Source organism: Bacillus sp. TH25 (assembly GCF_016650935.1).
Taxonomy (GTDB): Bacteria; Bacillota; Bacilli; order Bacillales; family Bacillaceae_G; genus Bacillus_A; species Bacillus_A mycoides.
In genome coordinates this window covers 14,280-40,366 of sequence record NZ_JAEKEU010000035.1, presented here as the reverse complement: position 1 = coordinate 40,366, position 26,087 = coordinate 14,280, and the positions used below count along the sequence as shown (strand labels likewise).

Below are 26,087 nucleotides of genomic sequence, written 5' to 3'. Positions count from 1 at the left end.
AATACTTAGCTTTTAAGGCGCCTTTTTTATTTATTCTTAAACTTCTCAGTCGCTGCTCTCATCTTCACATTCAAATCGTGATCAATGGAGTCGCGAATATCACGCTCTACTACTTCCATTTCTTTTTGGAAATTTTGCAAGTAGACTTTTAACTCTTCTTCTTTTTCTGGTCGTTGTGATGGAGGTAATTGCACCACTAAAGATAACATCGCAGTTAAATCTTTCATTAAAAACGTTTCAAGTTTATGTTGTTGTTCAAACATACGCTGCTCTTGATAGTACGGCAATGCATTTAATACTGAAATTGTAATGTCATCAACCGTTCTTTGTAGTGAAGGATTAATCGAGCGTTTATATGCTTGAATTGTATTTAATGCATCTGGATATCGATCATAGAAATACAATTTATAAAACGATAAGTCTGTCGGTTTTACAGTTTGCTGCGTTTCTTGTCTTAAGAAATCTTTCACTTTCATCGCGGCCACATCGATATCTTCATTTGTAAGCTTTTTCGTTGTTTTTGCCATTACATGCACTTTTTTCTGTTTTTCTTTCGGTAACATTGAAAATACTTGTTCTCTCGTACGTTGACCTGATGTACAGAAAAGAGTATTCAATGTATGTTGTTCTTTCTTTCCTTCCGTACGAATCCAGCGATAAAAGAGTGGATGTTGCGTAAACTCTTGTAAAAACGGTGTCGATTTGTTTGATAATTTCTCAATGGAATCTTGTGCTCTCTTATATGGTTTCGTCCATGAAAAATAAAGTTTACGTCCGAAGTATACAACTAAAACAACGACAGTAAATGCGATTAAAAGTAATGATCCTAATAGTAATAATACTCCTTGAATGAAACTCATTTTTTCACCTCCTCTAAAAGTCTGTTATTTCCTTGGACGCTGAATGAGTTTCTGCTTCATCTCATCATTAAATGTATCTAGTTCAATTACAAATTTCTTACTAGACTCAATAATACGTTCTGACGATTTCTCAGATGCTTCAATAGCGGCAAATACATTTTGGAATGATTCACGTAATTTATCCATGCTAATTGCAGGATTTTCAAGGAGTTTTGTTGTTTCTTCTGTATTTTGTTTTAATGCTTGTGAATTGCTTAATACCATTGATTCAATCGCTTCATTTGTTGCATTAACAGCATCAATTGTTTTACGTTGATTTGTTAATGCAAGCTGTATTGCAGCGGAAACCGTTACAACGTTTTGCGTCATCGTAATTGCATTACGAATTGCCTCTGATAGCTTTTCATTATTTTTCTTAATGATGTCTACAGATGCGATAGATTGTAATAATACACTTTTTGCTTGTTGCATATTACGAGTACGCACAAGTATCTTTTCTAATGCATCATTTATTAACGGAATATCCCTTTGACGTTCTGGATTTTGTTTCTCAGCTTCAAGCATACCAGCAAGTTTTCTTCCTAAGTATACTTGTTTATCAAGAGCGTGAATTTTATCGTGTGATTGCTCTTTTAACATTTCAAGACCAACCGTATCCTCTTGCAAGTTATCACGGCCAATGAGAAGTGATCTTATAATCTCCTCGATTTGCTTATCTATAGATTGATATTTATGCACGTAATTTTCAAGCGGATTTTTCTTAAACACTTTAAACATAAGTTTCTTCATACCAGTTGCTTTTAATGAGTTTGGATCAAGTTCTGATACCACTTTTCGTAATTCTAACAATGTATTTGGAATTTCTTCATTCTTTCCATTCATCATCGCTGTCACAGGACGTTTTAAAGCTGATAGCGTTTGTCCTGCCGCTTGCTGCTCTTTATCCCCTAAGTCTCCAAGCTGCGACAATACTTTTGATAAATCTGTATTTTGCTCGCTATTTAACTTTTGTACATAAAGATCTGCTTCTTTATTCAGTTCTTCAAGTTCTGCATCTTTTATTACTGTATCCACTACTACTTCTACATTATTATCTTTCACAATCGATACAGGTTCTTTTTTCTCGAGTTCAGTCAACAAAATCGCTCCTTTATTTATATGTGCGAATTTATGTGCACTATATTTCATCTAATATATCGTATTTCATATACATTTTTGCTTGCTTGAAATCGATTTTTCAAGAAATACCTGCTTATGCAGTCATTCCCTGTTTCATAGTATAAGTATACCTGTTCTCGTCATTATTTTCCTCAGACTTAAGACCTAGAGAACAACATGCTGAAGACGGATTCTTCACAGCTTACCTTACTTATCACCACTGACTATTAATTTTAAATTCCATTTAGTTACCTTCTTAAATTCATATAATGCTCTATCTTTTGACATATACTATCTTTCAATGTGATAATTATATTAGGTCCACTTCTAATTATTCTTCCGCGCAACAAATGCTCCCTTTTGAAAAGCTAATAACACTGTTTCAAACGTAACGTCTTCTTCAATCATCTTTATAAATCCAGCTAATTCCCCCGCATGAGAAGTTGCATTATCAATTACAAGAAAACCTTTTGGCTCTAAAATACGTTTTATATGTTCCCACCACCACATGTATTGCGTGCGCTCTGAATCTAGGAAAATAAAATCAAATGAACGATCTATTTGCGAATCTAAAAATGCCCCAGCCTCTTGATTATGAATATCGATTCTCTGTGTAAGATTTGCCCTTTCAAAATTTTCAAGTGCCTCTCCAACCCGTTCTGAAGAAAGTTCTACAGTTGTAACATTTCCATTTGTTTCTTCTACCGCATTTGCTAGCCACAATGTAGAATAGCCATTTGAAGTTCCAATTTCTAAAATTTTTTTTGCATTGCACCCCTTTACTAATACTGATAAAAACTGCCCCATTTCACGAGAAATATTTCTTAATTTTTCTTCTCTTTTTTCTTTATGTCGATCATGCTCTTCTCCATATTGTTCAAGTTGCAATAATAATGAATCTAGAGTATTCATTTTCTCCATCGCCTTTCCAAGCAATATGATGAAAAAGTACATGATGCCCGTCTACTTTTTATTATATGCGAAATGCACACCTTTTTCCTGTTATACGACAAAGAATTAAAATTTTTTATAGCATATTGTTTCGTTTTTTGGTAAAGTTAATTTCTACGTGCAATTATTTAATTCACATTATTTTACAATCAGTTTTCAATTATAAGATAATCTAAACCCCATTTAAATGAATCGGTATTTCTAATTCAACTAAGCGCCCTTTTCGGACGCATTTTCTTTTGTTTATATATTTCTGTAAGAAAGGATGCTTACACATGAACGTGATTAACTTAGATGCTGCTAGAAGACGTAAACAGCATAAAAAACTAATGATAACTATACCGATTATTAAACGCATTTATGAAGAAGACGGGGAAATTAAATTCGAGGTAGCCGGCGAAAAAGATGTACCTCTTGAAATGTTAGAAAAATAAAAAAAAGACGCACTTCTAAAGAAATGCGTCTTTTTTATACTATTACATTTAAGTGCATAAGTTTTTCAGGATTAACCATCATATAAATGTTTGAAATTTTCTCATCCTCAAATATGAATGAAAGTACATACGTCACTTTATTATTTATTGTAACTATAACGCCTGGTGCACCATTTACTATTTTGAAATCAACACTATACTTTTCTGGCAATCGTTTTGCAATTCCAAAGAACAAACGTATAATTTTATCTGCAGAATAAATCGGATTAATTGCAGTTGTAACTTTACCACCACCATCTGCTTTAAATATCGCATCTGTTTTTAAAACTTCTAACATGCCTTGCGTATCCCCACACTGTAATGATGATACAAATTTTTCCACATAGGCAGCCATTTTCTTCGTACTTAATGTTGATTGCTTCGGCTTATCTAAAATACTTTTTCGTGCGCGTTGAAAGATCTTCCGGCAATTCACACTACTCTTATCAACAATTGAAGCTATTTCCTCGTAGTCATAACTGAAAACCTCTCTTAATATGAAAACAACCCTTTCTACCTCAGACAATTGTTGTAAAAGTAATAAATATGCCGTAGAAATTGATTCTTTCATTACAAATGACTCTACTGGCTCATCAGACTCTTCCACAAATGGCTCTGGTAACCACATCCCTACATATACATTACGTTTATGTGCTGCCGAACGTAATGTATCAATTGAACGATTTGTCGCCATTTTACACAAATATGCTTTCATATTTTCTATAGATTGAACATCCTCTATATTATTTACCGCGATAAATACGTCATGAACGATATCTTCAGCGTCCATAACACTCCCAAGGATTCTATATGCTAATGAAAATAATAATGGTTGATACGCTTCATATAATTGCTCCGTTTCCATGATGAACTGCCTCACTTTCTAATTGCTTTAAAATGTGTAACGCTGCACGTTTCCCGCTTGCTACCGCAGCATCAGCTAATATTTCATCATGCCCAGCCCAATCTCCTGCAACGTAAACACCTGGCATTTCAGGTATATTAGGGCCCGGTTTTTCAACACGGTCAATATGAGGAAAATCATGTACTACCGTTATTTTCGGTAAATATTGCTTTGCAACAACTTCTCTTTTCCAATTAGGATGTAGCAACTCCATCGTATTTTCTAACTGTTCTTGATCATCATGAAAATGATTTATCTCTAGCATAGGATTATGGTACTTAATTACACTCACTACAATTGCTCCATCTTCACTTAATTTGGCTGCTCTTGATTGATTCGTGAAAAATATAGGTTGATCTAACCCTAATGCAAATTGATGTGTAGGATTGGTTAAGCGTCTTAAACCAATATCTAATGCAGCGACGGTAACCCGTACCGATTGTTCACTCCATCTATACAAACTTGTTCCTTCTGCACCTTTTATTATTTTACAAGCTTCTTTCGGTGGAATCGTCACGACAACTGCATTAACTTTAAATACTTCATCATCCGAACAACGAATTTTTTGTATACCTTCACAATTTTCTACTTCCAATACATGCTTACTAGCCTGAAATTGCACCCCAACATTATTCGCTATATCTCTTAATTTTGTTATTATCGTCTCCCAACCACCATCTACATAAAATACTCCTTCTTTTATTGAAAGCTGTATTTGCGTTAGTACAGATGATGCTAACTGTATTGTAGGAGCAAACGTATATGTTGTTGTTCTGCATAACGCATAAAATATATTTCGAACCATTGGATCTTTTATTTCTTTTTCTGCCCATGTAGATAAACTCATTTTTTGAACTTCTCCTACATCTAATTTCCCTAAATGAATCATAAGACGAGAGAATTGTACTTTTGCAGACCATGAAAGTAACGGTGTTGATAAAATGGAGCGAAAATCCGTTGGGATAGTATATACGTCATCTTTCCATATTCCGTGTGCTTTCGTGGACGGCATTCCTCCCGTAAGATTCATACCAAGCTCGTTAAATGTTAAGAACGCTTCTCCTCCGCGGTATAAAGCGTGTGCTCCAAGGTTCATATATATGCCGTTTTTATTTATTGTCATCGCTCTGCCACCAAAACGGCTTGATTTTTCTAATACAACAACTTTCCTTCCTTCTTTCGCTAAATATATAGATGCTGTTAACCCAGCAAGCCCACCACCAACAATCGCTACATCAAATGTATTCATAATAAAATCCCTCCTTATCGTTCTACATACAAGACGAACGATTTAGGAGGGATGTGACATAAAAATAAATTTTTATTTATCTACTTTATTTCTTTTTTGTATTCGGTCATATTGCATACGAAATAACTCAATTGCGAATGGAATATCCTCTTCACTCTTTATATAATAACTTATCCATCCTGATTCAGGTAATACGTGATGTGGTTTCACTAACCCTTCATTCACTAATTCATCTCGCTTTACCTTCGGAAATGGTAAATCAACTAACTTTTCACCATGAAGATGACCAAGTTCTTTCTTACCATAATTTATTTCAATACCACCAAATCGATGAGGTTTTTCAGAAACACCCGCCCAGCTGAGCACTTCATTTCTAATCGTTTCACTAAATGACATGAACATTCACTCCTTATTATTGATTGATGTAATTTTAAATTAACACGTTCATTACTTTTTTCCATCAATCCAAAGTATGAATGCGAATACGAATATAGTTTAATCTCAATATACTTTATTTTTTTAAACAATAATTACAATTTCAAAAGGTCTTTATCATATTATATAGAATTATTATTAAAAATAATTTTAAGGATGGATATATATGTGCAAGGTATTATTACGAAAGGCGAATTATCTTCAATCTGAGGAATTAACACTATTTAAAAAAGCTATAAAGTTTGCAGAGCAAGCACACGATGGACAATACCGTCAAACTGGAGAACCATACATCATTCATCCTTTCGCGGTTACAGAAATATTACTAAATTATAAAGCTGACGTCACAACATTAATTGCTGCGTTATTACACGATGTTGTAGAAGATACAGAGCATTCTCTAGAAGAAGTTAAGTTATATTTTGGTGCGAACGTTCAATATATTGTAGATGGATTAACAAAAGTTAAAAAACAATGTGGTCAAAAGAAAGCATTATACGAAGCAATTAATTTTAAAAAGTTATTACTGGCCTCTCAAACAGATATACGTGTTGGTATTATAAAAGTTATAGACCGCCTTCATAACATAAAAACATTGAGTGTTAAAAAGCCTGCAAAACAAGTAGCTTATGCAAACGAAACACTAACACTCTTTGCACCACTTGCAGAGAGATTCGGTTTATATTCAATCCAGCATGAATTAGAAAATCTTGCTTTTCAATATCTACATAAGGAAAGATATAAAAAAACACATAATCTTCTAACGGAATATGCGCCACGCATTCAAAACAATATAACGAATTTAAGAAAAGGCATACTTTCTTTTTATGATACTACCCTGTCATTTGAAATAAGTTATGAGCTCAGCCCTATTTACTCTGCTTACTCACAACTACAAGAATCTCAAAACGTATCAAGTGTTTCACGAATATGTATCACCACTGCAAGTGTGCTAGATTGCTATAAAATTCTTGGAATGATTCATCAATTATACAAACCAACTATAAACTATTTCGAAGATAATATCGCTCTTGAAAATAGCCATTTTAATAACAATTTAAAAACTAAAATAAATATGAATGATACTGAACAAACAATTATCATTCAAACGCAATCAGCAAAAACATTAAAAGATAATGGTATTTTTTATTTATTGAATAGTAGAACTGTAGATGTTCAAGCAATATCTTATAAAATAATGAATGATACAATTGTGAATAACGATTTATTAACTACAGATCCAATCGCCTTCCACAATTTAGTATCGTATGAACTATTCGAAAATATTATTACGGCTTATACTACAGATTTACAACCTATTTATTTACCAGATGGTGCTACAATTATTGATTTTTCTTTCTCTGCATTTCCAAAAATTGCACATAGCATGAAAAAAGTAAAAGTAAATGGGATGCCTGTTCCACTTAAAACAAAGGTATCTCATTTTGACGTCATCGAAATCCATTTCGATTTAAAACAAAACTTGGAATTAGAGTGGCTAAATTACGCCAATACTGCTAAAGCACAATTAATGATTCATCAAAAACTATCTTAAATAAAAGGCCAATTCCTTTCTATAAGGCATTGGTCTTTTCATATAACGTAACCATTAAAATATACGAAATAAATTTTAATATTTTTACTCCTAACCTAACATCAATAATTCCGCCTTTCATTAGTTCGCTCTAATTTTTATCCGTATTTACATTATGAGAAATAAGAAGCACAACCTATATTATTTATAAAACAGGTGAATTTATTATGATACAGACAAATGCACATAACTAACACTAGGCACATATCCTAAAGTTGTATCCATACTTACCTATAGAAAGGCGGGTAATACAATTGACTTCTAATATCGACTACACTTCCCCCTCAACTAATTTCACTCATGATTTAAGTAAAAGTAATTTTTTTAAGAAAGATGCCCAAAATTATATAAATGTACTTGGCATTAAACAATTAAATACTTTAGAAAATACTTCTTTATTAGATATTTATTTAAGTACAGGGAATGTTGTAGAACCACATATTCATCAAAATGCAGCTGAACTTGTTTACTGTATTTCAGGATCCGCTGTTGTTTCTTTACTTAATCCATTTACGAATCAGATATTAAACTTACCGATAAAACCAGGGCAAGTTGCCAACATTCCACAAGCGTGGTGGCATTATGAAATTGCTTCAGCAGATAATACTCATTTATTAGCTATATTCAATGCCCCAACCCCAGAAGTTATTTTTGGTTCTGATATTTTAAGATTAACTCCCGCTAATATGATGGCTCATACTTATTGCCTCAATGAACAACAATGGAAACAAGCAGTATCCCCAATTCAATCCACTACGGTAATTGGTCCTCCCGGAAACTGTAATCAAAACCGCGACATGATAAATCAGTCAACTCAGCCCCCTACTCAACAACAAAATCTATATTACCAAGATTCTTATTACTTCCCTCTATACTGGGGGTATTAATTAGTATCATTTTAATAGAACCACCATTTATCTCCTCGGAAAATATCGAGGAGATTTTTTATCGTAACAATTAATAGAGTACATACATATAATATTTATATATTTAATTGGAGGTGATAGTACTATGAGTAATTATAACTATCGAAAAAACTACTCTAATAATAAAAATAGTAGCTCTTCAGCATCCTCTCAATCTTCGAACTCTCAATCTTCCGATTCCCAGTCACAAAGAGATTTAGCAGAGCAAGGCTATGTAAAGAAAAAGGATGTAACTGTAATAAAAATAAATAGTTTATTACTAATTTGAGCAATGACATTTCACCGCTCATGATTAACAATTTAACCCACTAGTATATAGTTTATTTAATGGATGAATTCTGTTTTTAATAGAATTCATCTTTTTTGTTTATATGTAATTTTTCAAACTATATAACTTATTCCATAAACAATAAAGTGCAAATCATAAATTTTAATTTTTCTTATATACCAACTTAACAAAGAGTAACTTTTCAATTGATTTATTTCTAATTTCCCACAAAAAATATAGCCCCACCTAATAAAATTAGGTGGGGCTATATACAAATGCCTGTTTAAATTTCAAACAAACATTGTAACAAGTTAGACGATATTAATACCTGCACTTACAAATCCAGCAACTGCAGCTATTGGACTAGCAGCTGTTAATGAAACATATAATAATACTTTATCCCCAGCGGCTACCGGAATTGCTTCAGGTATGATACCTGATGCTGTAGCACCAATCGCTATTACAGCAAATGCTGGTGCTAATAATAAAGGTGCGCCCTGTACTGTAAACGTATTACTTGCTGCTGGTGCAGTTAATATTTGTATCTGCACTTGAACAGGTGATAATGGAGCTAATGCAGCTGTTGCACTAAAGAAACCTGCTAATGACGTAATAGTCCCTGCACGTGGTGCTACAAATGCATAAGAACCTATCCCTAACGCTAATGTGATACTTGTTCCACCCGTTAAAGCAACTCCAGGCTGACTAAATCCAAATCCAAGAAGAGTTCCTGTATTAGCTATTAACGCGTTAACTAACGCAGATGGTGTTGTACCTGAAGCAAACGGAATAATAGCTCCGCCACCAGTTGCTCCTGTTGCTCCTGTTGCTCCTGTCGCTCCTGTTGCTCCTGTCGCTCCTGTCGCTCCTGTTGCTCCTGTTGCTCCTGTTGCTCCTGTTGCTCCTGTCGCTCCTGTTGCTCCTGTCGCTCCTGTTGCTCCTGTTGCTCCTGTCGCTCCTGTCGCTCCTGTCGCTCCGCCTCCTGTTGCTCCTGTTGCTCCTGTTGCTCCTGTTGCTCCTGTTGCTCCTGTTGCTCCTGTTGCTCCTGTTGCTCCTGTTGCTCCGCCTCCTGTTGCTCCTGTTGCTCCTGTTGGACCTGTTGGACCTGTTGGACCTGTTGGACCTGTTGGACCTGTCGCCCCTGGAGTAGCATTGATTAATTGAATTAATAAACCAAAAAGAACTTGTAAAGTTGCAGGATCGATATTTGAGTTGCAGGATATAGGGATAAGATCTAGAGCGAAGAAGAATTGTGCAAGAGCGCTATAAAATTGTTGCAATAATGTTGACAATTGTCCTAAATTAGGTGCTGGAGATTGTAATAAAACTATAATACTTTGAGTTAATTGTTTCAAAAAATTAACTTCTGGGGAAGGTAATAAGGAATTTAAGAAAATTAAAAATTGATTAAATAAATCGAGTAACGCTAATCTGTTTGCATTACTTGGATTTGCAAAAAATGCTGCAATAGCTGATATTAATGAATTTAGTAAAGTAATTAATTGACTTAATTGTTGGCTAGTAATAGGAACTGACTGTGGGTTTTTACAACAATCTGCTGAAAAAACAATCGGATTGCAGTTATTATGACCAAAACAATTATTATGTGACATTTATTTCCTCCTTACTTTTCTTATAGTTGAGTGTTTTCCTATTCTAAGAACTATAAAAGATGCGATTGTAAAAAGTAGTTGAGTTATATGTTTCTCTTAAAATAGGAAACATGAATTATAATCAAACTTGAAAACGTAATTTAATTATGTTCATGACTCACATATTAATTATATGTTTTTAATAATTGACTGCTTAGATTAAACACCTAAACTTAAGAGTTTATTTTATTTTTCCACGTTTATCTATTAGGTCCAAAAGCACATTTTCATTTAAAAATTAAAACATAAATAAATCATTAGCATATATTCCACAAGTAACAACATCATTCTTTCAAATAATTAAAAATGATACCTTTACTAATATTGTGTTCCTTCTATAATCATGAAGCCGTTTCTATTATAAAAAACTTTCATACAATATAGTGGACAAGTTATTCTATACTTCGTTCAAAAAATAATTAAAGGAGTGAAATTTAATTGCCAATTATTCAACCATTTATCGCTTCTAGAAGATTTACATCTACACTAGGAGCTGGAACAGGAACAGGTGCAGCTTTTGCAATTGCTGCAACAGCTTGTTTAAACGATACCGGTACTACTGCAACTGCCTTTCCGACTTTTACGTATTACAACCTCTATGTAAACGGCATAATTCAACCTAGCGTGAACTCCAGTGTCACCACAGGTCCTACTGGTGCTATTACAATTCCTGGCGGAGATGTATTAGACGGTGGAATTCCAATTACAATTGAATTTATCGTCACTTAATTTTAACTAACCAAATTTAGAACAAAAGGGCAGATTTCTCTTTATAGGAAATCTGTCCTTTTTAATTGATAATAATAAATTGTAGGATAATTGAAGATCCTTGTGAGGGTGGTTCAGCATCTAATAAAGTTAACTGACCAGCTGTAACTTCATAAAAAGGTTGTGGTTGAAGAATTCCATTTATAAATAGATTAATATAAGAAACTTCACTTGGTGATAAGATTTGTGTTGTACCGTATTGTGCTATACCATCTGCATTAGTATATATAAGTTTTTCCCCATCTGAAAAAGTAAAATATAATAGGTTTGTTGTTGGGATTGTTCCCGGTATTCCCGTTGGGCCGGTTATTCCTGTTGCTCCTGTTTCTCCCGTTATTCCTGTTACTCCGGTTGCTCCGGTTGCTCCTGTTTCTCCGGTCTCTCCTGTTACTCCGGTTGCTCCTGTTTCTCCGGTTGCTCCTGTTTCTCCGGTCTCTCCTGTTACTCCGGTTGCTCCTGTTTCTCCGGTTGCTCCGGTTGCTCCGGTTATTCCTGTTATTCCTGTTATTCCTGTTACTCCTGTCTCTCCTGTTATTCCTGTTTCTCCTGTTTCTCCGGTTGCTCCTGTTTCTCCGGTTGCTCCTGTTTCTCCGGTTGCTCCGGTTGCTCCTGTTTCTCCGGTTATTCCTGTTATTCCTGTTACTCCTGTTATTCCTGTTTCTCCGGTTGCTCCTGTTTCTCCGGTTGCTCCGGTTATTCCTGTTATTCCTGTTACTCCTGTCTCTCCCGTTATTCCTGTTTCTCCGGTTGCTCCTGTTTCTCCGGTTGCTCCGGTTGCTCCTGTTTCTCCGGTTGCTCCGGTTGCTCCTGTTTCTCCGGTTGCTCCGGTTGCTCCGGTTGCTCCTGTTTCTCCGGTTGCTCCGGTTGGAAAATTAATAGACGGAAGAGGTGGAAATGTAGGACCAATATTTTTAGAATCCATAACTTCCTTAGACATTGGTAATTTGTCATATCGATTCAAATTTGCATCCCCCTTCTATAGTATTTATTAAATGTTAGATGTTCCGAAATGTTAAAAGAATTATCTAAAAAAATACTATTAATCTCTCGATTAAAATCTTTGTACAAAATCAAATTTAATGTAACTTACTAAAAATGAATGTATTTTAAACAGCATGCCGTTACTATAAAAAATATTATTAATAGAATATATGAAAAGTATCTCCTTTATCATAAAAATGAGGTGATTTTAATTAAAAATAAAGATAGAGAAAATCCCCAAAATAATGACGTACAATTATCCTTCCTTATAGACTAACTAGTCCTACTGTAGTACTGGACCCATGAGTAATACCGGACCCACGGGTAGTACCGGCATAAACGTTACAACAAATTCTATGTTTGCAAATAATACAGTGGGTGGAACAGTTTCAGTTGTACTAGGTGGTACTAACATACCACTCTCAAACAATCAAAGCCTTGATAGCTTTGCAGTCAATAGTGCGAATGATTTATTTACAGTCCCTGTAACGGGACGTTATTATCTTTCTTATCAAATTAATACTACAACTGTACTTCTTGCGGGTTCAAGACTAATTTTAAACGGATCTACATCACTTCTGGGCTCAATTCTATCTCCTGCCTTATCTACTTCAAGTTATAATAATAATTTAATTACAATATTAAATGCAGGTAATACTATTTCTCTTCAATTATTCGATCTCTTATCAATTGTCAATTTAGTCGGTGGTGGATCAACTGGCGCCTCTCTAACAATTATACGAGTTGATTAATAAATGATTCATTTTTTCTTCTTAGCTTTAAATGCCATTCCCCTATATAGATAGTAGAAACTATCTATACTAAATATTCCGGATAAACATTATCAATTTACTCTATACGCTATCAATGTTAAGTTATTTATGAAGACAGTTTCTCCTTTACTAATCATCTCAATATGTATTTGAGAAACATTCTCCAATCCTATATGCGAGAGAAATACTGTGTTGACACTCAAATGAGTGTCTTTTTTTGTAATTTTTCACATAATAAAAACCACCTTGTATAGATGGTTTTATAATTACGCTTCCCTTATATTTTTTATGTACATAAAAACTTATGAAGCTGGATAATAAATTGTCATACTCAACCGAGTTAACGTACTTCCTGAATTATAATAAGCGTGAGGTCTATCCGCCTTAAACCTGATTGAGTCTCCACTATTTAATCTATATTGACAATTATTTACCTCAATTGTCAGTTCACCATCAAACACAGTTATAAATTCCTCTGTTCCTTCTTTATGCGCTTCAGCATATAACTTTCCTTCTGTTTCAATTTCAACAGTATAGATTTCAAAATGTCTATCATCTTGGAAAGGAAACGAAGGATACACTTTATATCTCCCATTGTCTTCAGATAATACTTGAACATCGTTTCGTAAAATAACTTTCGTATCTGGCTGTGGATTATTGATTAAAGAAGTAAAAGACACTTTCAGGCCATTAGCAATTTTCCAAATCGTAGTTAGTGTCGGGCTAGATTCTCCCCTTTCAATTTGTCCGATCATCGTTTTACTTACACCACTTAATTGAGAAACTTTTTCTAAGCTCAGCTTTTCTTTTTCTCGAATAGCTTTTAAATTTTTTGCAAGGATAAGTTGAATTTCCTCCATAAAAAACACTCCTATACAATATAACGACCATTATGTATAATAAAAAGTACACGTTATATTGTTCTTTTCGGTCATTATAACATACAAATTAAAAGGGAGGTTTGAAATGCCTATATTTTCTTTTTCATTATTCGTCTTTATTAGTAGCTTCACACCAGGTCCTAACAATTTTTTAGCTATGACATACGCCAACCAACATGGGTTAAAAAGTAGCATTAAATTTTGCTTCGGAGTGGCTTTCGGCTTTTTCATCATCACTTCATTATGTAGTTTCTTTAATATTATACTTATAAACATTCTGCCAATAATTGAATTTCCTTTAAAAATTTTAGGTGTAGCTTATATGCTTTATTTAGCTTTTAAAATACTCAATAGTAAAAGTAGTGCAAATACAAATGAAAAAAGCAATAAAAACTTATTTTTAGTAGGAATTATGCTTCAATTCGTTAATCCAAAGGGAATATTATTCGGGCTGACTGTAGTATCAACTTTTATTCTCCCTTATTACAATTCATATTCTAGTTACCTTCTTTTTTCATTATTTTTAGGGGTAGTCGGTTTAATGAGTACGTTTAGTTGGAGCCTATTCGGTTCAATATTCCAAAAACTTTTATTAAAACATAACCAATTCTTTAACATTATTATGGCAGTTTTATTAATTTTTAGCGCTATTTCAATTGTTATCAACTAACTCCATAACCATCCCAATTCTTAATTTAACAGTCAATCCGAAATAAATAATTATCCTTACACCTATCATCTTTGTTTTTCTAGTTTTAAGGTGGGAACCTTCTAGCGATAAGATTCCCACCTTATCGTACTAAATAAGAAATGTGTTATATAAGAAGGAGGTTTTCATTAAGACTACTTTAAGTTCTCATTTTTACAATGAAGAATATTTACTTCCATGGTGGTTAATGCATCATACAAAACTATTTGATCACGATATTCTAATTAACCGAGGATCTACTGACCGTTCAGTGGAAATATGTAAGTTATTTGCACCTCATTGGGAAATTCGCAATTCAAAAGTATTAGAATTTGCATCTGCTGTGATGACCAAAATGATTACTATGCAGAACAATCACATTCTCTTAACCAAAAGAGTAACTGTTTTATTGAGACTCATACCATAGCCGGTTCGGGAACTTCCTCAACTGGAAATGTACCTCTAGATATTATCGTACCCCCTAACTCTTCAAGAGTGGTTTTTGAAGATCTTACTATTAATCACAACAAAACATTACTTCAAATATCTGTTCCTAACGATTCCGGTCCCATTGAAGTAACTATTCAAACAAGGATTTCTAACACACCAATTATCGCTACGATAGTTCCTAATGAAACAAGGATTTTTCAAGTAGAAGATTTCCAAAAACTTACCCTCACAAATAATTCCGATTCCTTTGATTTTATTGATATATTTATCAATAAAACGTTTTGTATTTGCTGCAATGATCAGAACAGCCCTTGCGATGAATGTTGCAATGAATACGACAACGATTATGATTGCTAGAATAACCGAAAAAGAAATCTCTCCTTTTACATTTTCCCATTAATACAAGAGGATGCTGTTAAAACATTTAGTGAGAGACTATTCGGATAGCAATGTTTGCAAATACAAAAAATGCGGTTTCTCTTATCACGAGAAACCGCATTACATCAATATTTTTGTTAAATTTTAAACTGACTTGTATACAAATCAAAGTAGAATCCTTTCTCTTCCATAAGAGATTCGTGATTTCCTCTTTCAAAAATACTACCATCTTTAATTACAAGTATTTGATCTGCTTTTTCAATCGTTTTCAGCCGATGAGCGATTACAAAACTTGTTCGCCCTCTCATTAAATTATTTAATCCCGATTGAATTTGTAATTCTGTTCTCGTATCAATATTAGATGTTGCTTCGTCGAGAATTAATATATCTGCATCTGCTAAAATCGCTCGTGCAATCGCAAGGAGTTGTTTTTGTCCTTGACTTAAATTCGAACCTTCTGAAGCAATTTCCGTTTCATATTGATTCGGTAGATGTTTTATAAAAGAATGTGCTGATGCTGCTTTTGCTGCTGCAACTACTTCTTCATCACTTGCATCTAAACGTCCATATCGAATATTTTCCATAATCGTTCCTGCAAATAAATACGTATCCTGTAAAACAACCCCTATTTTACTCCGCAAAGAATTAATATCATAATCCTTTATATCTTTTTCATCAATGCTAATTTGCCCTTTTTGAATGTCATAAAAGCGAGTTAACAAATTAATAATTGTTGTTTTTCCTGATCCAGTTGGACCGACTAAAGCGATTGTCTCCCCAGGATTCGCCTCGAGACTCACATCTTTTAAAATCATGTTGTCCTGTGCGTATCCAAATGAAACTTTCTCAAGCCTAACATGTCCTTGTAAATTTTTTACAAGTACTGCATCTTTTTTATTTTGAATTTCTGGTACTTCATCCATAATTTCAAAGACACGTTCTCCTCCAGCAACTGCCGCTTGAATCGTATTCATTAAAGTTGCAAATTGACTAAGTGGTCTTGAAAATTGCCGAGAATAATTAATAAAAGCTGCAATGACACCTACTGTTGTCATTCCGTTTAATACCATTACCGATCCAGTTCCAATTACAAGCCCCATTCCTAAGTTATTAATAAAGTTCATACTTGGAAAAATAAATGCTGAAAACGTTTCAGCCTTCGTTGCTGAAATTCTTAGCTGTTCGTTAATTTCATTAAAGTTATGTACAGTTTCTTTTTCTTTTCCATATAACGTAGTTACGTCTGCGCCTGTAATAGCTTCCTCAATAAATCCATTTAATTCTCCTAAATCCTTTTGACGCTTCGCAAAGTTTTTCCCACTATAAGCAACTAGTTTTTTCGTAACGAAAAACATAATAGGTACTGTAATTAAAGTTACAATCGCTAAAATCCAATCTAATGAAAACATCGCAATTGTTACACCTATAAACGTTAACGCTGATGAAATGATTTGCACAACACTTTGTGTCAAAGCTTGATTTAAGTTATCAATATCATTTGTCACACGGCTCATTAAATCACCTTGAGAACGTACATCAAAGAATCGTAGAGAAAGTGTTTGGATTTTTTCAAAAATATCTTGTCGTATTTTTTGTATAGTCTTTAATGCAACATTAATCATTACAAATGTTTGTAACCATGTTAATAATACGGTTATCCCATATATTGCAATGAGTAGCATGCACATTCTGGCTGTCCCGCTTAAATCCTTCGGTACAATGTATTCATCAATGATGACCCCCATATAATATGGCCCAAGTAAACCTAGTAATGTCGTGATAAATACAAGAATAATAACGAACATAAGAGATGCTTTTTGATACCCCATATAGTTCCATACTCGCATTATAGTTCCTTTAGTATTCTTAGTTTTTCCCGTTTTCGGATTGTTACGTCCACCTTTATTTCCAAATTGTCCTTGAAAATTACGCACGCTCTTCCCCTCCTTCTTGCTGCAGGCTACCACCTTGGGAAAGATAAATTTCCTGATACACTTCACAAGTTGCCAATAAATCCTCATGCGTACCATTTCCAACTAATTCACCGTTATTCAAAACGAGGATTTTATCAGCATCTATAATAGAAGATATTTTTGATGCAATTAAAAATGTCGTTGTGCCACTATATCTTGTCCTTAACGCTTCCTGTATTACAGCCTCTGACTTCGCATCAACTGCCGATGTAGAATCGTCTAATACAAGAATAGATGGCTTTCTCACTAGGGCTCTTGCAATAGATATACGTTGTTTTTGACCACCAGATAGATTGGTTGCACCTTGTGTTAAGTTATATTCATAAGAGTCTTCCAGCTTATTGATAAACTCAGTCGCACAAGCAGATGAAGATGCTAATTCCAATTCATCATAAGTTGCATCTTCTTTGCCATAACGTAAATTCTCTTCTATACTGCCTGAAAAAAGAAGTGCCTTTTGTGGAACGAAGCCAATGGAAGCACGAAGTTTTTGCAAATCGTATGCTTTCACATTAACATCATCTATACATATTTCACCTTGATCAACATCGTAAAGTCGTGGCAATAGTTTCGCCAATGTAGATTTACCACTTCCGGTCGATCCAATAATCCCTATTTTTTCACCTTTACGTACAGTAAATGAAATATCTTTTAAAACATATTCATTATTTTTCGTATAACTATAGCTAACATTTTTAAACTCTACATTACCACCCACTTGTTTTGGTTCATATACGTCGCCTTCAGTTGTAATATCAACTTCAGTATGTAAGACTTGTTGTACACGATCAGCTGATGGAAAAGCACGGGCAATTTGAATAAATACCATACTAATAGACATAAGTGACATTAAAATGATATTTAAATAGTTAATAAAAGCTAAAATGGCCCCTACTTGGAGTGTACCGTTAAAAACTTTCTCGCCACCAATCCATAAAGTTGCTACAATTCCGCTATTTACAACTAGCATAATAATTGGCATCATCAATGAAATAATTTGTATTGCACGAATATTTATTTCAGTTAAACTTGTATTAACTTTCTCAAACTGTGCGATTTCATATTTTTGTCTTACATATGCTTTTATAACACGTACACCGGATAAATTTTCTTGTAGCTTTGTGTTTACTTTATCTAATGCTTCTTGTACTCGCTTAAATGAACCGCTCGATTGACCTGCAATCAATACAATTGCAACTAATAATACGGGTACCACAACAAGTAAAATTGGAAATAGGTCTCTCGCTGTTACAAAGACTATAATGATACTTCCAATAAATAATAACGGTCCACGGACAAGTACACGTAACGTCATCGTCATTGCCGATTGAATAGATGTAATATCATTTGTCACGATTGTTAATAATTTACCTGTTCCAAATGAATCACGATTTTTGCTAGAAAATGTTTCTATTTTCGCAAACACATCTTTTCGTATGTCTGTAGCGAAATTAACAGCAGCTTTTGTAGAATACATCATACAACCAAGTCCTCCAACTAAACCGATTGCTGCTGCTCCTATCATAAGAAGCCCCATTTTTATTACATAATTCAAATCCCGGTTTGCAATTCCAACATCAATAATATGTTGCATTATTGTCGGTTGAATTAAGTCCATCGCAACCTCAAGTACCATAAATAGCGGTCCAATAATAGCGAAGAACATGTATGGTTTTAAATACTGTAACAACTTGCGAAATGATTTCATACACAATCTCCTTTTTTCATGAAATTACCATCGAATAATTTATAGTCCTCCTTATTTGAGCGATATAGTCTGTAATTTCTCCATTAGTCCTATTATATTAGGCAAATTAATATTTAACATTATTAAATGATAAGTTTTAAATCATTTTTAGTCAATAAAATGGAACTTTAATCTACCAGGCATTTTCACTGCCAGTTGATGCGAATACTCTTTAACTTAATAAAAACCGCATTCTCATTTAGTAAGAATGCGGTTTTCCCATCTATATTTGTTCAATTTTAAAATCGAAAACCTCGGTCTCGAATCCATTATTTTCAGAAGGACTACACGTATAAAAACCAATTTTAACAGGCTCATTACCTATGTCCTCCATCAAATGAGCGATTCTTATTTGTTCCCATCGCTGACTCGTTTTCACATATATTGTATAATCGCCAAGTTTTCGAATAATTCGAAAACGTAATTGTTGCTTAGCAAACTCATTTGGATAGTCTTGCGTTGACCAATCAGAATAGCCATTATTCGTTACGACAGCACCTAAATGTGATGGCCCTCAGGAATATATTCTAAAGATGTTTTTAACCAACACTTCTCAGAAATCATAACAAATAAACCCGCTTAATCGTATGTCGCATTTGGATTCATGCGCAATTGAACTTCAGCCTGAAAATCTGTCATTATCTCATCATAAAATACATGGCCATTCATTACTTCAAAACCATAATGGGTTTTCAGCCAAAAATCTGTTTCTTCTTTCGAATGGACAATGAATGTATCATTGTCTTCAAGTTTGTAAAATTCAGGTGCGTTCATTACAGTAAGTTGCTCAATATGGTTTGGTATATATGATGTTTTCATAATTCCTCCATAAAAAAGCATTTAAATTAATATTTAAAACTCAGTTAATACCGGGAATTTATAACCTTTAAAATCTAATTCTTTATTACTTCGAACCATTAAATACTTACTAGTCTGTAATTCTGTATATTGTACATCATCAATTCCTAATTGATCTGGGTAAAAATAAAATTCAATCTCCGTAAATTCCCCAGGGATTTCCTCACATAATTCATCTAAAATCGGAATTACCGGCGCAAATACTCCAAATAATTTTAGTTTTTGATTTTCTACTGTAAAAATAATCAGCGCATCTAATTTCTCTGAATAATACAGGTTTTCATTCCATGTTGAATCATACATATTTAAATAAAATGAAGAGCGGTAATTTAACGTTGAAAATTTATTAGAAAGCCTTTGGCCATTTTCAATAATCTCATATATTAATTGTCTATCCGCTTCATTATAAAAATCTAACTTTTTAAGTTGAGAATCTTTATTACTCTTGTTTTCGTATGATACTGTCATCAAATATTCTTGCACAATTTGAAAACCAAATGGTTTATATAGTTCCGGATTTTCAGTAAACAAGACCGTACACTCGAATTGCTCATCAATTTCCTCTATCATCTTACTAAACAATTGTTTCATTAATCCTCGTCTACGATAATTCGGATGTGTCATTACTGATTGAATACCCGCTGCATTTATTTTTTCACCATTAATTAAAAGCGGAAGTGAAAATGCCGCAACATTTGCAATCGCATTATCATCTTGTAAAAATGATAATGCTTTATATGTATAATCCCAATACCCTTTCTCCGAAAAATCATTCAATGTTTGACTTGTAATCCCAAACACTTCTTCAAATAAAGGAAATAACTGTTCTCTTCTCGGTTCTTCTAATAGAAAGTTTGCCATTTTTTCAACATTCCCCATGTTGTCCCTCCATACGTCGATTCCATTAATTTAGATATACTTATATGACCTGCTCTCAAAAAATAGGCCTTTCAAATAAATATAGTATCATAAAACTTTTAAAAATGGTTTAATTTATTTTATGTTTTGATTAGTTTATTATATAAAAATAGTGCTTTCTAATTAGCTTTTACTAATAGAAATGCACCATTTATAAAAAAAATTTATTCTTTCGTTCCTTCAAGCCTCTCCTTCGTATTAATTTCTTCTCCACTCATACGCTTTTCAAATGTCTTTCTCCAACTAGTAGAAAGTGCATTTACTTCTAAAATTCTTTTTAATCCTTCAATATTTAGTTTTTCCTTATGCATGATACGATTAGCAAACGCTACTGTAACACCTTTTTGATCAGACTCCAGCCGTTTTAACGTATCGACTGGTGATACCCACCCTTCTTTTAATACACGAAAATAAAACCCTGTGTATCCTGTATCTTGAAAATATAATGGCAACTTTGGAATATTATATTTCTTCGCTAATTTAAAACAAGGCTGTCTTGGTTGCGTTATTTGTACAATCGCTTCTCCAAATTGAAACATGTCCCCGATACAAACATCCTCTTCTCGCATTCCTCTTACCGTTATATTTTCACCGAAAGCTCCATATACAAGTTCTTGATTCAACTCTTTTTCCCAGTAAGGATAGTGGTCACCAGTATAAACACAAACCGCTTTATCTACCCCTCCATGATGAACTAAATCCGCCTGTCCGTCTCCATTAAACTTTAAAAATGATAAAAAAACAGGTTCCTTTACTTGCTTTTTATTTATCCCTGTTTGAATTAACTTCCCACCATACATAACCTCTTTTGGAAATCCTATATTTAAAGATAGGATTTCATATACTTTAGTCATTCAAATCCCTCCTCTTAATTGCGGCACAACTTTTCAAAAGACTCATTTATTATTTCAAACCCTCTATCTATTTCTTCGTTTGAGATAACTAGAGGTGGTAAAAAGCGTAGTACATTATCAAATATCCCTGCTCCAATACTTATAAGCCCATTCTTCCAAAAATCTTCAATTAGCTTTACTGTTAGTTCTTTTGCAGGTTCTTTCGTTATGCGATTCGTTACAAGTTCCATTGCAACCATCGCACCGATTCCACGAACATCACCAATCACTTCGTACTTTAATTGCATTTGATGTAGATGTGACATTATTCTATTTCCAATTTGCTGAGCCCTTTCAACTAGATTTTCTTCTTCCATTATTTCAAATACAGCAAGACCGGCTGCACATGATAACGGACTCCCGGCAAAAGTTCCACCAATTTGTCCTCTCCCAGGAATGTCCATCAACTCCGCACGACCGACAATAGCACTTAATGGTAAACCGCCAGCAATTGATTTTGACAAAGTCATTATGTCAGGTTCTATATAAAAATGTTCCGTTGCAAACCATTTCCCTGTTCGGCCAAATCCAGTTTGCACTTCATCCATTATCATTAAAATACCGCATTGATTACAAATTTCTCGTAATCGTTTTACAAATGAAATGGAAGGAACAATAAACCCACCCTCTCCTTGTACTGGTTCCATTACGATTGCCGCTACTTGTTCAGGTGATACTTCTTCTAAAAACCTTTCAAACTGATAGATGACTTGAGAATCCACTTCTTCAAGAGAAGCTCCTTCTTCAGCTCTGTAATAGTACGGATACGGCAATATATGCATGTCTGAAACGAACGGACCAAATCCTGCTTTATATGGATTTTCTTTGGTCGATAGAGACATTGTCATTAATGTTCTCCCATGAAATCCTCGTTCAAATGAAATTATTTTACTCCTCCCTGTTACTTTACGTGCGATTTTTACAGCATTTTCAATCGCTTCCGCACCACTATTGGCAAACATCGTTTTTTTCTTACTTGTACCTGGCACTTTCTCATTAATTTTCTCCCCTAAAGTAATATAATTTTCATATGGAGTTACATGAAAACAAGGATGAATAAATGATTCTGCTTGTTTTTGTACCGCTCTTACAATCTTCGGATGACAATGGCCAACATTTTGCATACCAATTCCACCAGCAAAATCAATAAACTGATTTCCATCTACATCTGTGATTATCGCTCCCCTTGCTTCTTTTACATATAAAGGCGTTAAATGATATATTCCTGTCGGTACAGCCTCCTCATACCTTTTTTGAAGTACTTGTGAATAACTGCCCGGTAATACGCTAGATTTCAACAATTTTTCTTCACCTCATCTAATTTTTTAATCAATCCATTTCTGATAAAATGATTATAAATCCCACAAAACCATTGTTCAATTCAATTATTTATATAATAATGATAGGTATATCCTATGATTAAACTTGAGGTGATTTCAATCGAATTACGACAATTAGAATACTTTTTAGCTGTTTCGAAAGAATTACATTTCACAAGAGCAGCCGAGAAATTAAATATTTCACAACCTTCACTAAGCCAACAAATACGTGCATTAGAACATGAAGTAGGAATGCCACTTTTTGATCGAATTGGTAAAAAAATATCTTTAACTGAAGCAGGAAAAGTTTTATTATCGCACAGTAAAACAATCTTTCACGAAGTCGAACAAGCCCGTTCTGCCATTCAAGATTTAAACGGATTACAACATGGATCCTTAACAATCGGCTCATTGTTAACCGTCGTAAATTATTTACTACCACCAGCCATTTTAAATTTCAATAATTTATATCCCAATATTGAACTTTCTGTATTAGGTCTTCGTACAGGGGAAATTCGTGAAAAATTATTACAAAATGAATTAGATATTGGCATTACATTTCTTCCAGTACAAGATAAAGAAATTGTTTCTATCCCACTATATAAAAGTGAACTTACATTAGTCGTGCCAACCGGTCATACTTTAACTGAACATGATCGTGTATCTATTGCAGAATTACAGAACTATCCTTTAATTCTTTTACCTAAAAATTTCTTTTTAACTGAACTAATTACATCCCATTGTCAAAACTTTAACTTTAAACCAAAGCCAATTTTAGAAATTAGTACAATGGAATCTTTAATTCAAATGGTCGCACAAGGTATGGGGATTACCGTGTTACCAAAACCGTATATAGACTTTTTGCAAAATGAGCACATACAAGCTATTAAAATTGAAAACCCCACTCCAACAATAGATATAGGACTTATTTATAGAAGAGATAAATATATGTGCGCTGCTACCCGGAAATTTATTGAGCAACTCAAAATAACAGTACATTCTTTACAAAAATAAGCATAAAAAGAGATTATCCTATGCAGCCGTTACACAACGACCTATTAGAATAATCTCTTTTTATAATGATATAAAACATTACATTTTATGGTTTCTTTTCTAATAACCTATTATTCATTATAAGTGCTAAATTATTATCGTATTATTAAGCTACACATCAGCGATATTTTATGTCTATTTCGTATAGGTGTTAGCAAGTCCGTTTGCAAACTTGTTAGCACTTTTTATAAAAATTATATAATGCTTCACAAAGTAGGAATCCGTTTCGATCAATCTTTTTTCAAAATGGATTCCTTTTGTCTCTTATCAATATTCAAATGTTACAGCAGTACCATTAAAACCATCAAAACAATTAGAGCAATTAGAGCAACCACCACAACCAAAACAACTAAAGCAACCGAAGCAACCAAAACAACGGAATCCACCACAACGACCACCGCCACAGCCGCCACAGCGACGAGCATCATCTGTAATATAGTAATATGGATATTGGTTTTGCTGGTCCCAATACACAATATTTCCAGGCTGATAATCATTAAGGCTTAACGCTTGTAGTTCTTGTTGAAAATTCTTCATCTTCATGACCTCCGTTTATAAACTAAAACCCCATCGATACTTTCCTATATTTCTGTTCGTTAAATCTAAGTAGAAATAGCGCTATAAAGTGAAACTTTAATCAGTAGGGGTTTTGTTCATCCCCCACTGATTATTAGCCCGCACCAATCGGGCGTTTACGGGCAGCAGGGCTCCCACCTAATTTCTTTGCTCCAGTTGAATTTTGAGGTGGGAGTTTTACTGCCCACAAATTGCGGGATAAACTAAGTTCAATACGTGCACCAACAAAATATGACCTATCACTAGATGATGCACCTTGCTCATATGCCTATTTTTAGGTTATTTTTACTATGGGCTCATTTTTATAAAGTGAAACTTTAATCAGAGGGGGTTTACGGGCAGTTAATGCGGGCTAAATGGACATTATAAAATATGAATTTAAACAATAATATTTAGATTTATGTCATCATTTTCTAGTTCTATAGTCGTATATTCCATAATTTTGTTTGGTCATCTTCGTATTTCCAATATGCACTCCCATCTTTATTTTTCTTCGCTTCAATATCTGCTATATCAGAGCTAATTTTATAAGTATTTATAATTAGTGATTTCTGCTAAGAAAAGTCTATTTTTATGAATGGCAAATCAGCGATGTTTTATGTCTATTCCGCATACGTGTTAGCACTTTCTTATATTTCTTCTATTGCATACACCTTCATAATTTCAATATATTTCCCCTTACCACATGGACATGGTTGCTCTCTTCTATATGATTCTTCCCAGCTCATTTAAACACACCTCTTTAACTACTTAATTTATATTATTATATAAAAAAGCCCTGCCACAAGGCAGAGCGAGTAAGATGGATTACACGTATCATATAACAATTTATATCAGTAACACAAAAGATCATAATTTCATCTTCACTAAAATAAAACCACGTTCATATAATCCCTAAAGCAGTAGCTATCAAACGGATAGCTATTTTTTTATTCTCATAAAAACTATCACGCCTCATCATCAATTCATTATAAACATAGGAATCTTTGACTTTCTCACTCCCAAAATACTTCAATTCAATTATCTGACGTTGATCATTATCAAGAGCATATTTCAATGTCCGTTCAATTTGTTTAAAACGTATCTCATGATTCTTATCGTCACCTTTTATTTTAGGAAAAAGAACGATGCCCCCGCTTGAGCCTGTTCTTCTTGATTTTTCATCCGAACGCACAATGCTTTGTAGTTTTTCAGCTCCTTCACCACAAGTCTTCGCATCTCTTTTTCATCGATGTCTTCAGAAAATGACAATTGATTCATACGATACGGTTCCCCTCCGTTCGATCTACTTACTTATAAAAGGATTATTTTATTAAGTTTTATTTCCACTAAACAATCCAGTCTCTTAAATGTATTAAGAT

The 26,087-nt window shown here is 33.8% G+C and carries 24 protein-coding genes and 3 pseudogenes; 10 read left to right on the top strand and 17 right to left on the bottom strand.

The features are described from left to right. Positions 1 to 26: 26 nt before the first annotated feature. The 3 genes from JFT89_RS15555 to JFT89_RS15545 form a co-directional block, all read right to left on the bottom strand. Positions 27 to 860 (bottom strand): DUF3974 domain-containing protein, encoded by an 834-nt coding sequence (locus JFT89_RS15555; RefSeq protein ID WP_002069267.1) that lies wholly within the window; start codon positions 858 to 860, stop codon positions 27 to 29. Positions 861 to 884: 24 nt separating this feature from the next. Further along, complete coding sequence (locus tag JFT89_RS15550; protein ID WP_002119468.1) at positions 885 to 1,997, bottom strand: toxic anion resistance protein; 1,113 nt, start codon at positions 1,995 to 1,997, stop codon at positions 885 to 887. A gap of 348 nt (positions 1,998 to 2,345) precedes the next feature. After that, on the bottom strand, positions 2,346 to 2,939 hold the full coding sequence (locus JFT89_RS15545; RefSeq protein WP_002147990.1) for an O-methyltransferase: 594 nt from the start codon (positions 2,937 to 2,939) through the stop codon (positions 2,346 to 2,348). A gap of 305 nt (positions 2,940 to 3,244) precedes the next feature. Between JFT89_RS15545 and JFT89_RS15540 the strand changes: the two genes are divergently transcribed. After that, complete coding sequence (locus JFT89_RS15540; protein ID WP_002085567.1) at positions 3,245 to 3,403, top strand: hypothetical protein; 159 nt, start codon at positions 3,245 to 3,247, stop codon at positions 3,401 to 3,403. A gap of 34 nt (positions 3,404 to 3,437) precedes the next feature. Here JFT89_RS15540 and JFT89_RS15535 read toward each other — a convergent pair whose 3' ends face one another. The 3 genes from JFT89_RS15535 to JFT89_RS15525 form a co-directional block, all read right to left on the bottom strand. Next, the gene (locus JFT89_RS15535; protein WP_016095313.1) at positions 3,438 to 4,307 is read right to left on the bottom strand and encodes a sigma-70 family RNA polymerase sigma factor; all 870 of its coding nucleotides are present in this window, start codon (positions 4,305 to 4,307) and stop codon (positions 3,438 to 3,440) included. Then, positions 4,285 to 5,595, bottom strand: coding sequence for a phytoene desaturase family protein (locus tag JFT89_RS15530; protein ID WP_201040336.1), 1,311 nt, complete (start codon positions 5,593 to 5,595; stop codon positions 4,285 to 4,287). Before JFT89_RS15530 ends, JFT89_RS15535 begins: the two co-directional genes overlap by 23 nt. A gap of 72 nt (positions 5,596 to 5,667) precedes the next feature. Then, entirely contained in the window at positions 5,668 to 5,991 is a 324-nt protein-coding gene (locus JFT89_RS15525) for a luciferase domain-containing protein (RefSeq protein ID WP_002069261.1), read from the bottom strand. A 205-nt stretch (positions 5,992 to 6,196) separates the two neighbouring features. On the opposite strand from JFT89_RS15525, the gene JFT89_RS15520 reads away from it, so the two are divergent. The 3 genes from JFT89_RS15520 (at position 6,197) to JFT89_RS15510 (ending at position 8,818) form a co-directional block, all read left to right on the top strand. Continuing rightward, positions 6,197 to 7,585: an HD domain-containing protein gene (locus tag JFT89_RS15520; protein ID WP_002069258.1), complete on the top strand. Its 1,389-nt coding sequence runs from the start codon at positions 6,197 to 6,199 to the stop codon at positions 7,583 to 7,585. Positions 7,586 to 7,878: 293 nt separating this feature from the next. After that, complete coding sequence (locus JFT89_RS15515; RefSeq protein WP_201040335.1) at positions 7,879 to 8,511, top strand: cupin domain-containing protein; 633 nt, start codon at positions 7,879 to 7,881, stop codon at positions 8,509 to 8,511. 124 nt (positions 8,512 to 8,635) lie between these two features. After that, entirely contained in the window at positions 8,636 to 8,818 is a 183-nt protein-coding gene (locus tag JFT89_RS15510) for a hypothetical protein (RefSeq protein ID WP_201040344.1), read from the top strand. 311 nt (positions 8,819 to 9,129) lie between these two features. Here JFT89_RS15510 and JFT89_RS15505 read toward each other — a convergent pair whose 3' ends face one another. Next, complete coding sequence (locus tag JFT89_RS15505) at positions 9,130 to 10,431, bottom strand: exosporium glycoprotein BclB-related protein (RefSeq protein WP_201040334.1); 1,302 nt, start codon at positions 10,429 to 10,431, stop codon at positions 9,130 to 9,132. 477 nt (positions 10,432 to 10,908) lie between these two features. On the opposite strand from JFT89_RS15505, the gene JFT89_RS15500 reads away from it, so the two are divergent. Then, positions 10,909 to 11,199 carry a DUF4183 domain-containing protein gene (locus tag JFT89_RS15500; RefSeq protein ID WP_002069935.1) on the top strand — a complete coding sequence of 97 codons (291 nt, stop codon included), beginning with the start codon at positions 10,909 to 10,911 and terminating at the stop codon, positions 11,197 to 11,199. Between the two features lie 61 nt (positions 11,200 to 11,260). On the opposite strand, the gene JFT89_RS15495 is transcribed toward JFT89_RS15500, so the two are convergent. After that, entirely contained in the window at positions 11,261 to 12,199 is a 939-nt protein-coding gene (locus JFT89_RS15495) for a DUF4183 domain-containing protein (protein ID WP_201040333.1), read from the bottom strand. 322 nt (positions 12,200 to 12,521) lie between these two features. Here JFT89_RS15495 and JFT89_RS15490 point away from each other — a divergent pair, with 322 nt between their 5' ends. Then, positions 12,522 to 12,971: a BclA C-terminal domain-containing protein gene (locus JFT89_RS15490; RefSeq protein ID WP_016095307.1), complete on the top strand. Its 450-nt coding sequence runs from the start codon at positions 12,522 to 12,524 to the stop codon at positions 12,969 to 12,971. Positions 12,972 to 13,294: 323 nt separating this feature from the next. Here the strand turns inward: JFT89_RS15490 and JFT89_RS15485 are convergent, their stop codons facing one another. After that, positions 13,295 to 13,852, bottom strand: a complete 558-nt coding sequence (locus JFT89_RS15485) for a helix-turn-helix domain-containing protein (protein ID WP_002069930.1) — start codon at positions 13,850 to 13,852, stop codon at positions 13,295 to 13,297. A gap of 106 nt (positions 13,853 to 13,958) precedes the next feature. Between JFT89_RS15485 and JFT89_RS15480 the strand changes: the two genes are divergently transcribed. The 3 genes and pseudogenes from JFT89_RS15480 to JFT89_RS15470 all read left to right on the top strand — a co-directional run. Continuing rightward, positions 13,959 to 14,543 (top strand): LysE family translocator, encoded by a 585-nt coding sequence (locus JFT89_RS15480; RefSeq protein ID WP_201040332.1) that lies wholly within the window; start codon positions 13,959 to 13,961, stop codon positions 14,541 to 14,543. 142 nt (positions 14,544 to 14,685) lie between these two features. Further along, positions 14,686 to 14,895, top strand: a pseudogene (locus JFT89_RS15475) (glycosyltransferase family protein); the annotation flags it as partial. Continuing rightward, positions 14,895 to 15,368: pseudogene (locus tag JFT89_RS15470) on the top strand (exosporium protein D); the annotation flags it as partial. The pseudogenes JFT89_RS15475 and JFT89_RS15470, both read left to right, overlap by 1 nt. A gap of 158 nt (positions 15,369 to 15,526) precedes the next feature. Here the strand turns inward: JFT89_RS15470 and JFT89_RS15465 are convergent. From JFT89_RS15465 to gabT, 6 genes and pseudogenes are all read right to left on the bottom strand, one after another. After that, on the bottom strand, positions 15,527 to 17,323 hold the full coding sequence (locus JFT89_RS15465) for an ABC transporter ATP-binding protein (protein ID WP_016095305.1): 1,797 nt from the start codon (positions 17,321 to 17,323) through the stop codon (positions 15,527 to 15,529). Beyond that, on the bottom strand, positions 17,316 to 19,070 hold the full coding sequence (locus JFT89_RS15460; protein WP_016092610.1) for an ABC transporter ATP-binding protein: 1,755 nt from the start codon (positions 19,068 to 19,070) through the stop codon (positions 17,316 to 17,318). Before JFT89_RS15460 ends, JFT89_RS15465 begins: the two co-directional genes overlap by 8 nt. A gap of 262 nt (positions 19,071 to 19,332) precedes the next feature. Beyond that, a pseudogene (locus JFT89_RS15455) lies at positions 19,333 to 19,928 on the bottom strand (DUF1349 domain-containing protein). A 33-nt stretch (positions 19,929 to 19,961) separates the two neighbouring features. Then, positions 19,962 to 20,846: a GNAT family N-acetyltransferase gene (locus JFT89_RS15450; protein WP_002069922.1), complete on the bottom strand. Its 885-nt coding sequence runs from the start codon at positions 20,844 to 20,846 to the stop codon at positions 19,962 to 19,964. Between the two features lie 203 nt (positions 20,847 to 21,049). Further along, complete coding sequence (locus tag JFT89_RS15445; RefSeq protein ID WP_016095303.1) at positions 21,050 to 21,739, bottom strand: MOSC domain-containing protein; 690 nt, start codon at positions 21,737 to 21,739, stop codon at positions 21,050 to 21,052. 14 nt (positions 21,740 to 21,753) lie between these two features. Then, complete coding sequence (gene gabT / locus JFT89_RS15440; RefSeq protein ID WP_016095302.1) at positions 21,754 to 23,079, bottom strand: 4-aminobutyrate--2-oxoglutarate transaminase; 1,326 nt, start codon at positions 23,077 to 23,079, stop codon at positions 21,754 to 21,756. Between the two features lie 129 nt (positions 23,080 to 23,208). Here gabT and JFT89_RS15435 point away from each other — a divergent pair, with 129 nt between their 5' ends. Beyond that, a complete protein-coding gene (locus tag JFT89_RS15435) occupies positions 23,209 to 24,111 on the top strand; it encodes a LysR family transcriptional regulator (RefSeq protein ID WP_201040342.1) in 903 nt (300 codons plus the stop codon). A 306-nt stretch (positions 24,112 to 24,417) separates the two neighbouring features. Here the strand turns inward: JFT89_RS15435 and JFT89_RS15430 are convergent, their stop codons facing one another. Together JFT89_RS15430 and JFT89_RS15425 are read right to left on the bottom strand one after the other, a co-directional pair. Further along, positions 24,418 to 24,687, bottom strand: a complete 270-nt coding sequence (locus tag JFT89_RS15430; protein ID WP_201040331.1) for a heterocycloanthracin/sonorensin family bacteriocin — start codon at positions 24,685 to 24,687, stop codon at positions 24,418 to 24,420. Positions 24,688 to 25,833: 1,146 nt separating this feature from the next. Beyond that, positions 25,834 to 25,986: a hypothetical protein gene (locus tag JFT89_RS15425; protein WP_002012858.1), complete on the bottom strand. Its 153-nt coding sequence runs from the start codon at positions 25,984 to 25,986 to the stop codon at positions 25,834 to 25,836. Positions 25,987 to 26,087 lie beyond the last annotated feature (101 nt).

Coding starts and splice junctions, on each gene's coding strand:
- JFT89_RS15425 (WP_002012858.1), bottom strand. CDS start 25,986: ATGAATCAATTGTCATTTTCTGAAGACATCGATGAAAAAGAGATGCGA.
- JFT89_RS15480 (WP_201040332.1), top strand. CDS start 13,959: ATGCCTATATTTTCTTTTTCATTATTCGTCTTTATTAGTAGCTTCACA.
- JFT89_RS15530 (WP_201040336.1), bottom strand. CDS start 5,595: ATGAATACATTTGATGTAGCGATTGTTGGTGGTGGGCTTGCTGGGTTA.
- JFT89_RS15555 (WP_002069267.1), bottom strand. CDS start 860: ATGAGTTTCATTCAAGGAGTATTATTACTATTAGGATCATTACTTTTA.
- JFT89_RS15460 (WP_016092610.1), bottom strand. CDS start 19,070: ATGAAATCATTTCGCAAGTTGTTACAGTATTTAAAACCATACATGTTC.
- JFT89_RS15525 (WP_002069261.1), bottom strand. CDS start 5,991: ATGTCATTTAGTGAAACGATTAGAAATGAAGTGCTCAGCTGGGCGGGT.
- JFT89_RS15445 (WP_016095303.1), bottom strand. CDS start 21,739: ATGACTAAAGTATATGAAATCCTATCTTTAAATATAGGATTTCCAAAA.
- JFT89_RS15510 (WP_201040344.1), top strand. CDS start 8,636: ATGAGTAATTATAACTATCGAAAAAACTACTCTAATAATAAAAATAGT.
- JFT89_RS15490 (WP_016095307.1), top strand. CDS start 12,522: ATGAGTAATACCGGACCCACGGGTAGTACCGGCATAAACGTTACAACA.
- JFT89_RS15540 (WP_002085567.1), top strand. CDS start 3,245: ATGAACGTGATTAACTTAGATGCTGCTAGAAGACGTAAACAGCATAAA.
- JFT89_RS15485 (WP_002069930.1), bottom strand. CDS start 13,852: ATGGAGGAAATTCAACTTATCCTTGCAAAAAATTTAAAAGCTATTCGA.
- JFT89_RS15535 (WP_016095313.1), bottom strand. CDS start 4,307: ATGGAAACGGAGCAATTATATGAAGCGTATCAACCATTATTATTTTCA.
- JFT89_RS15430 (WP_201040331.1), bottom strand. CDS start 24,687: ATGAAGAATTTTCAACAAGAACTACAAGCGTTAAGCCTTAATGATTAT.
- JFT89_RS15545 (WP_002147990.1), bottom strand. CDS start 2,939: ATGGAGAAAATGAATACTCTAGATTCATTATTATTGCAACTTGAACAA.
- JFT89_RS15450 (WP_002069922.1), bottom strand. CDS start 20,846: ATGGGGAATGTTGAAAAAATGGCAAACTTTCTATTAGAAGAACCGAGA.
- JFT89_RS15505 (WP_201040334.1), bottom strand. CDS start 10,431: ATGTCACATAATAATTGTTTTGGTCATAATAACTGCAATCCGATTGTT.
- JFT89_RS15520 (WP_002069258.1), top strand. CDS start 6,197: ATGTGCAAGGTATTATTACGAAAGGCGAATTATCTTCAATCTGAGGAA.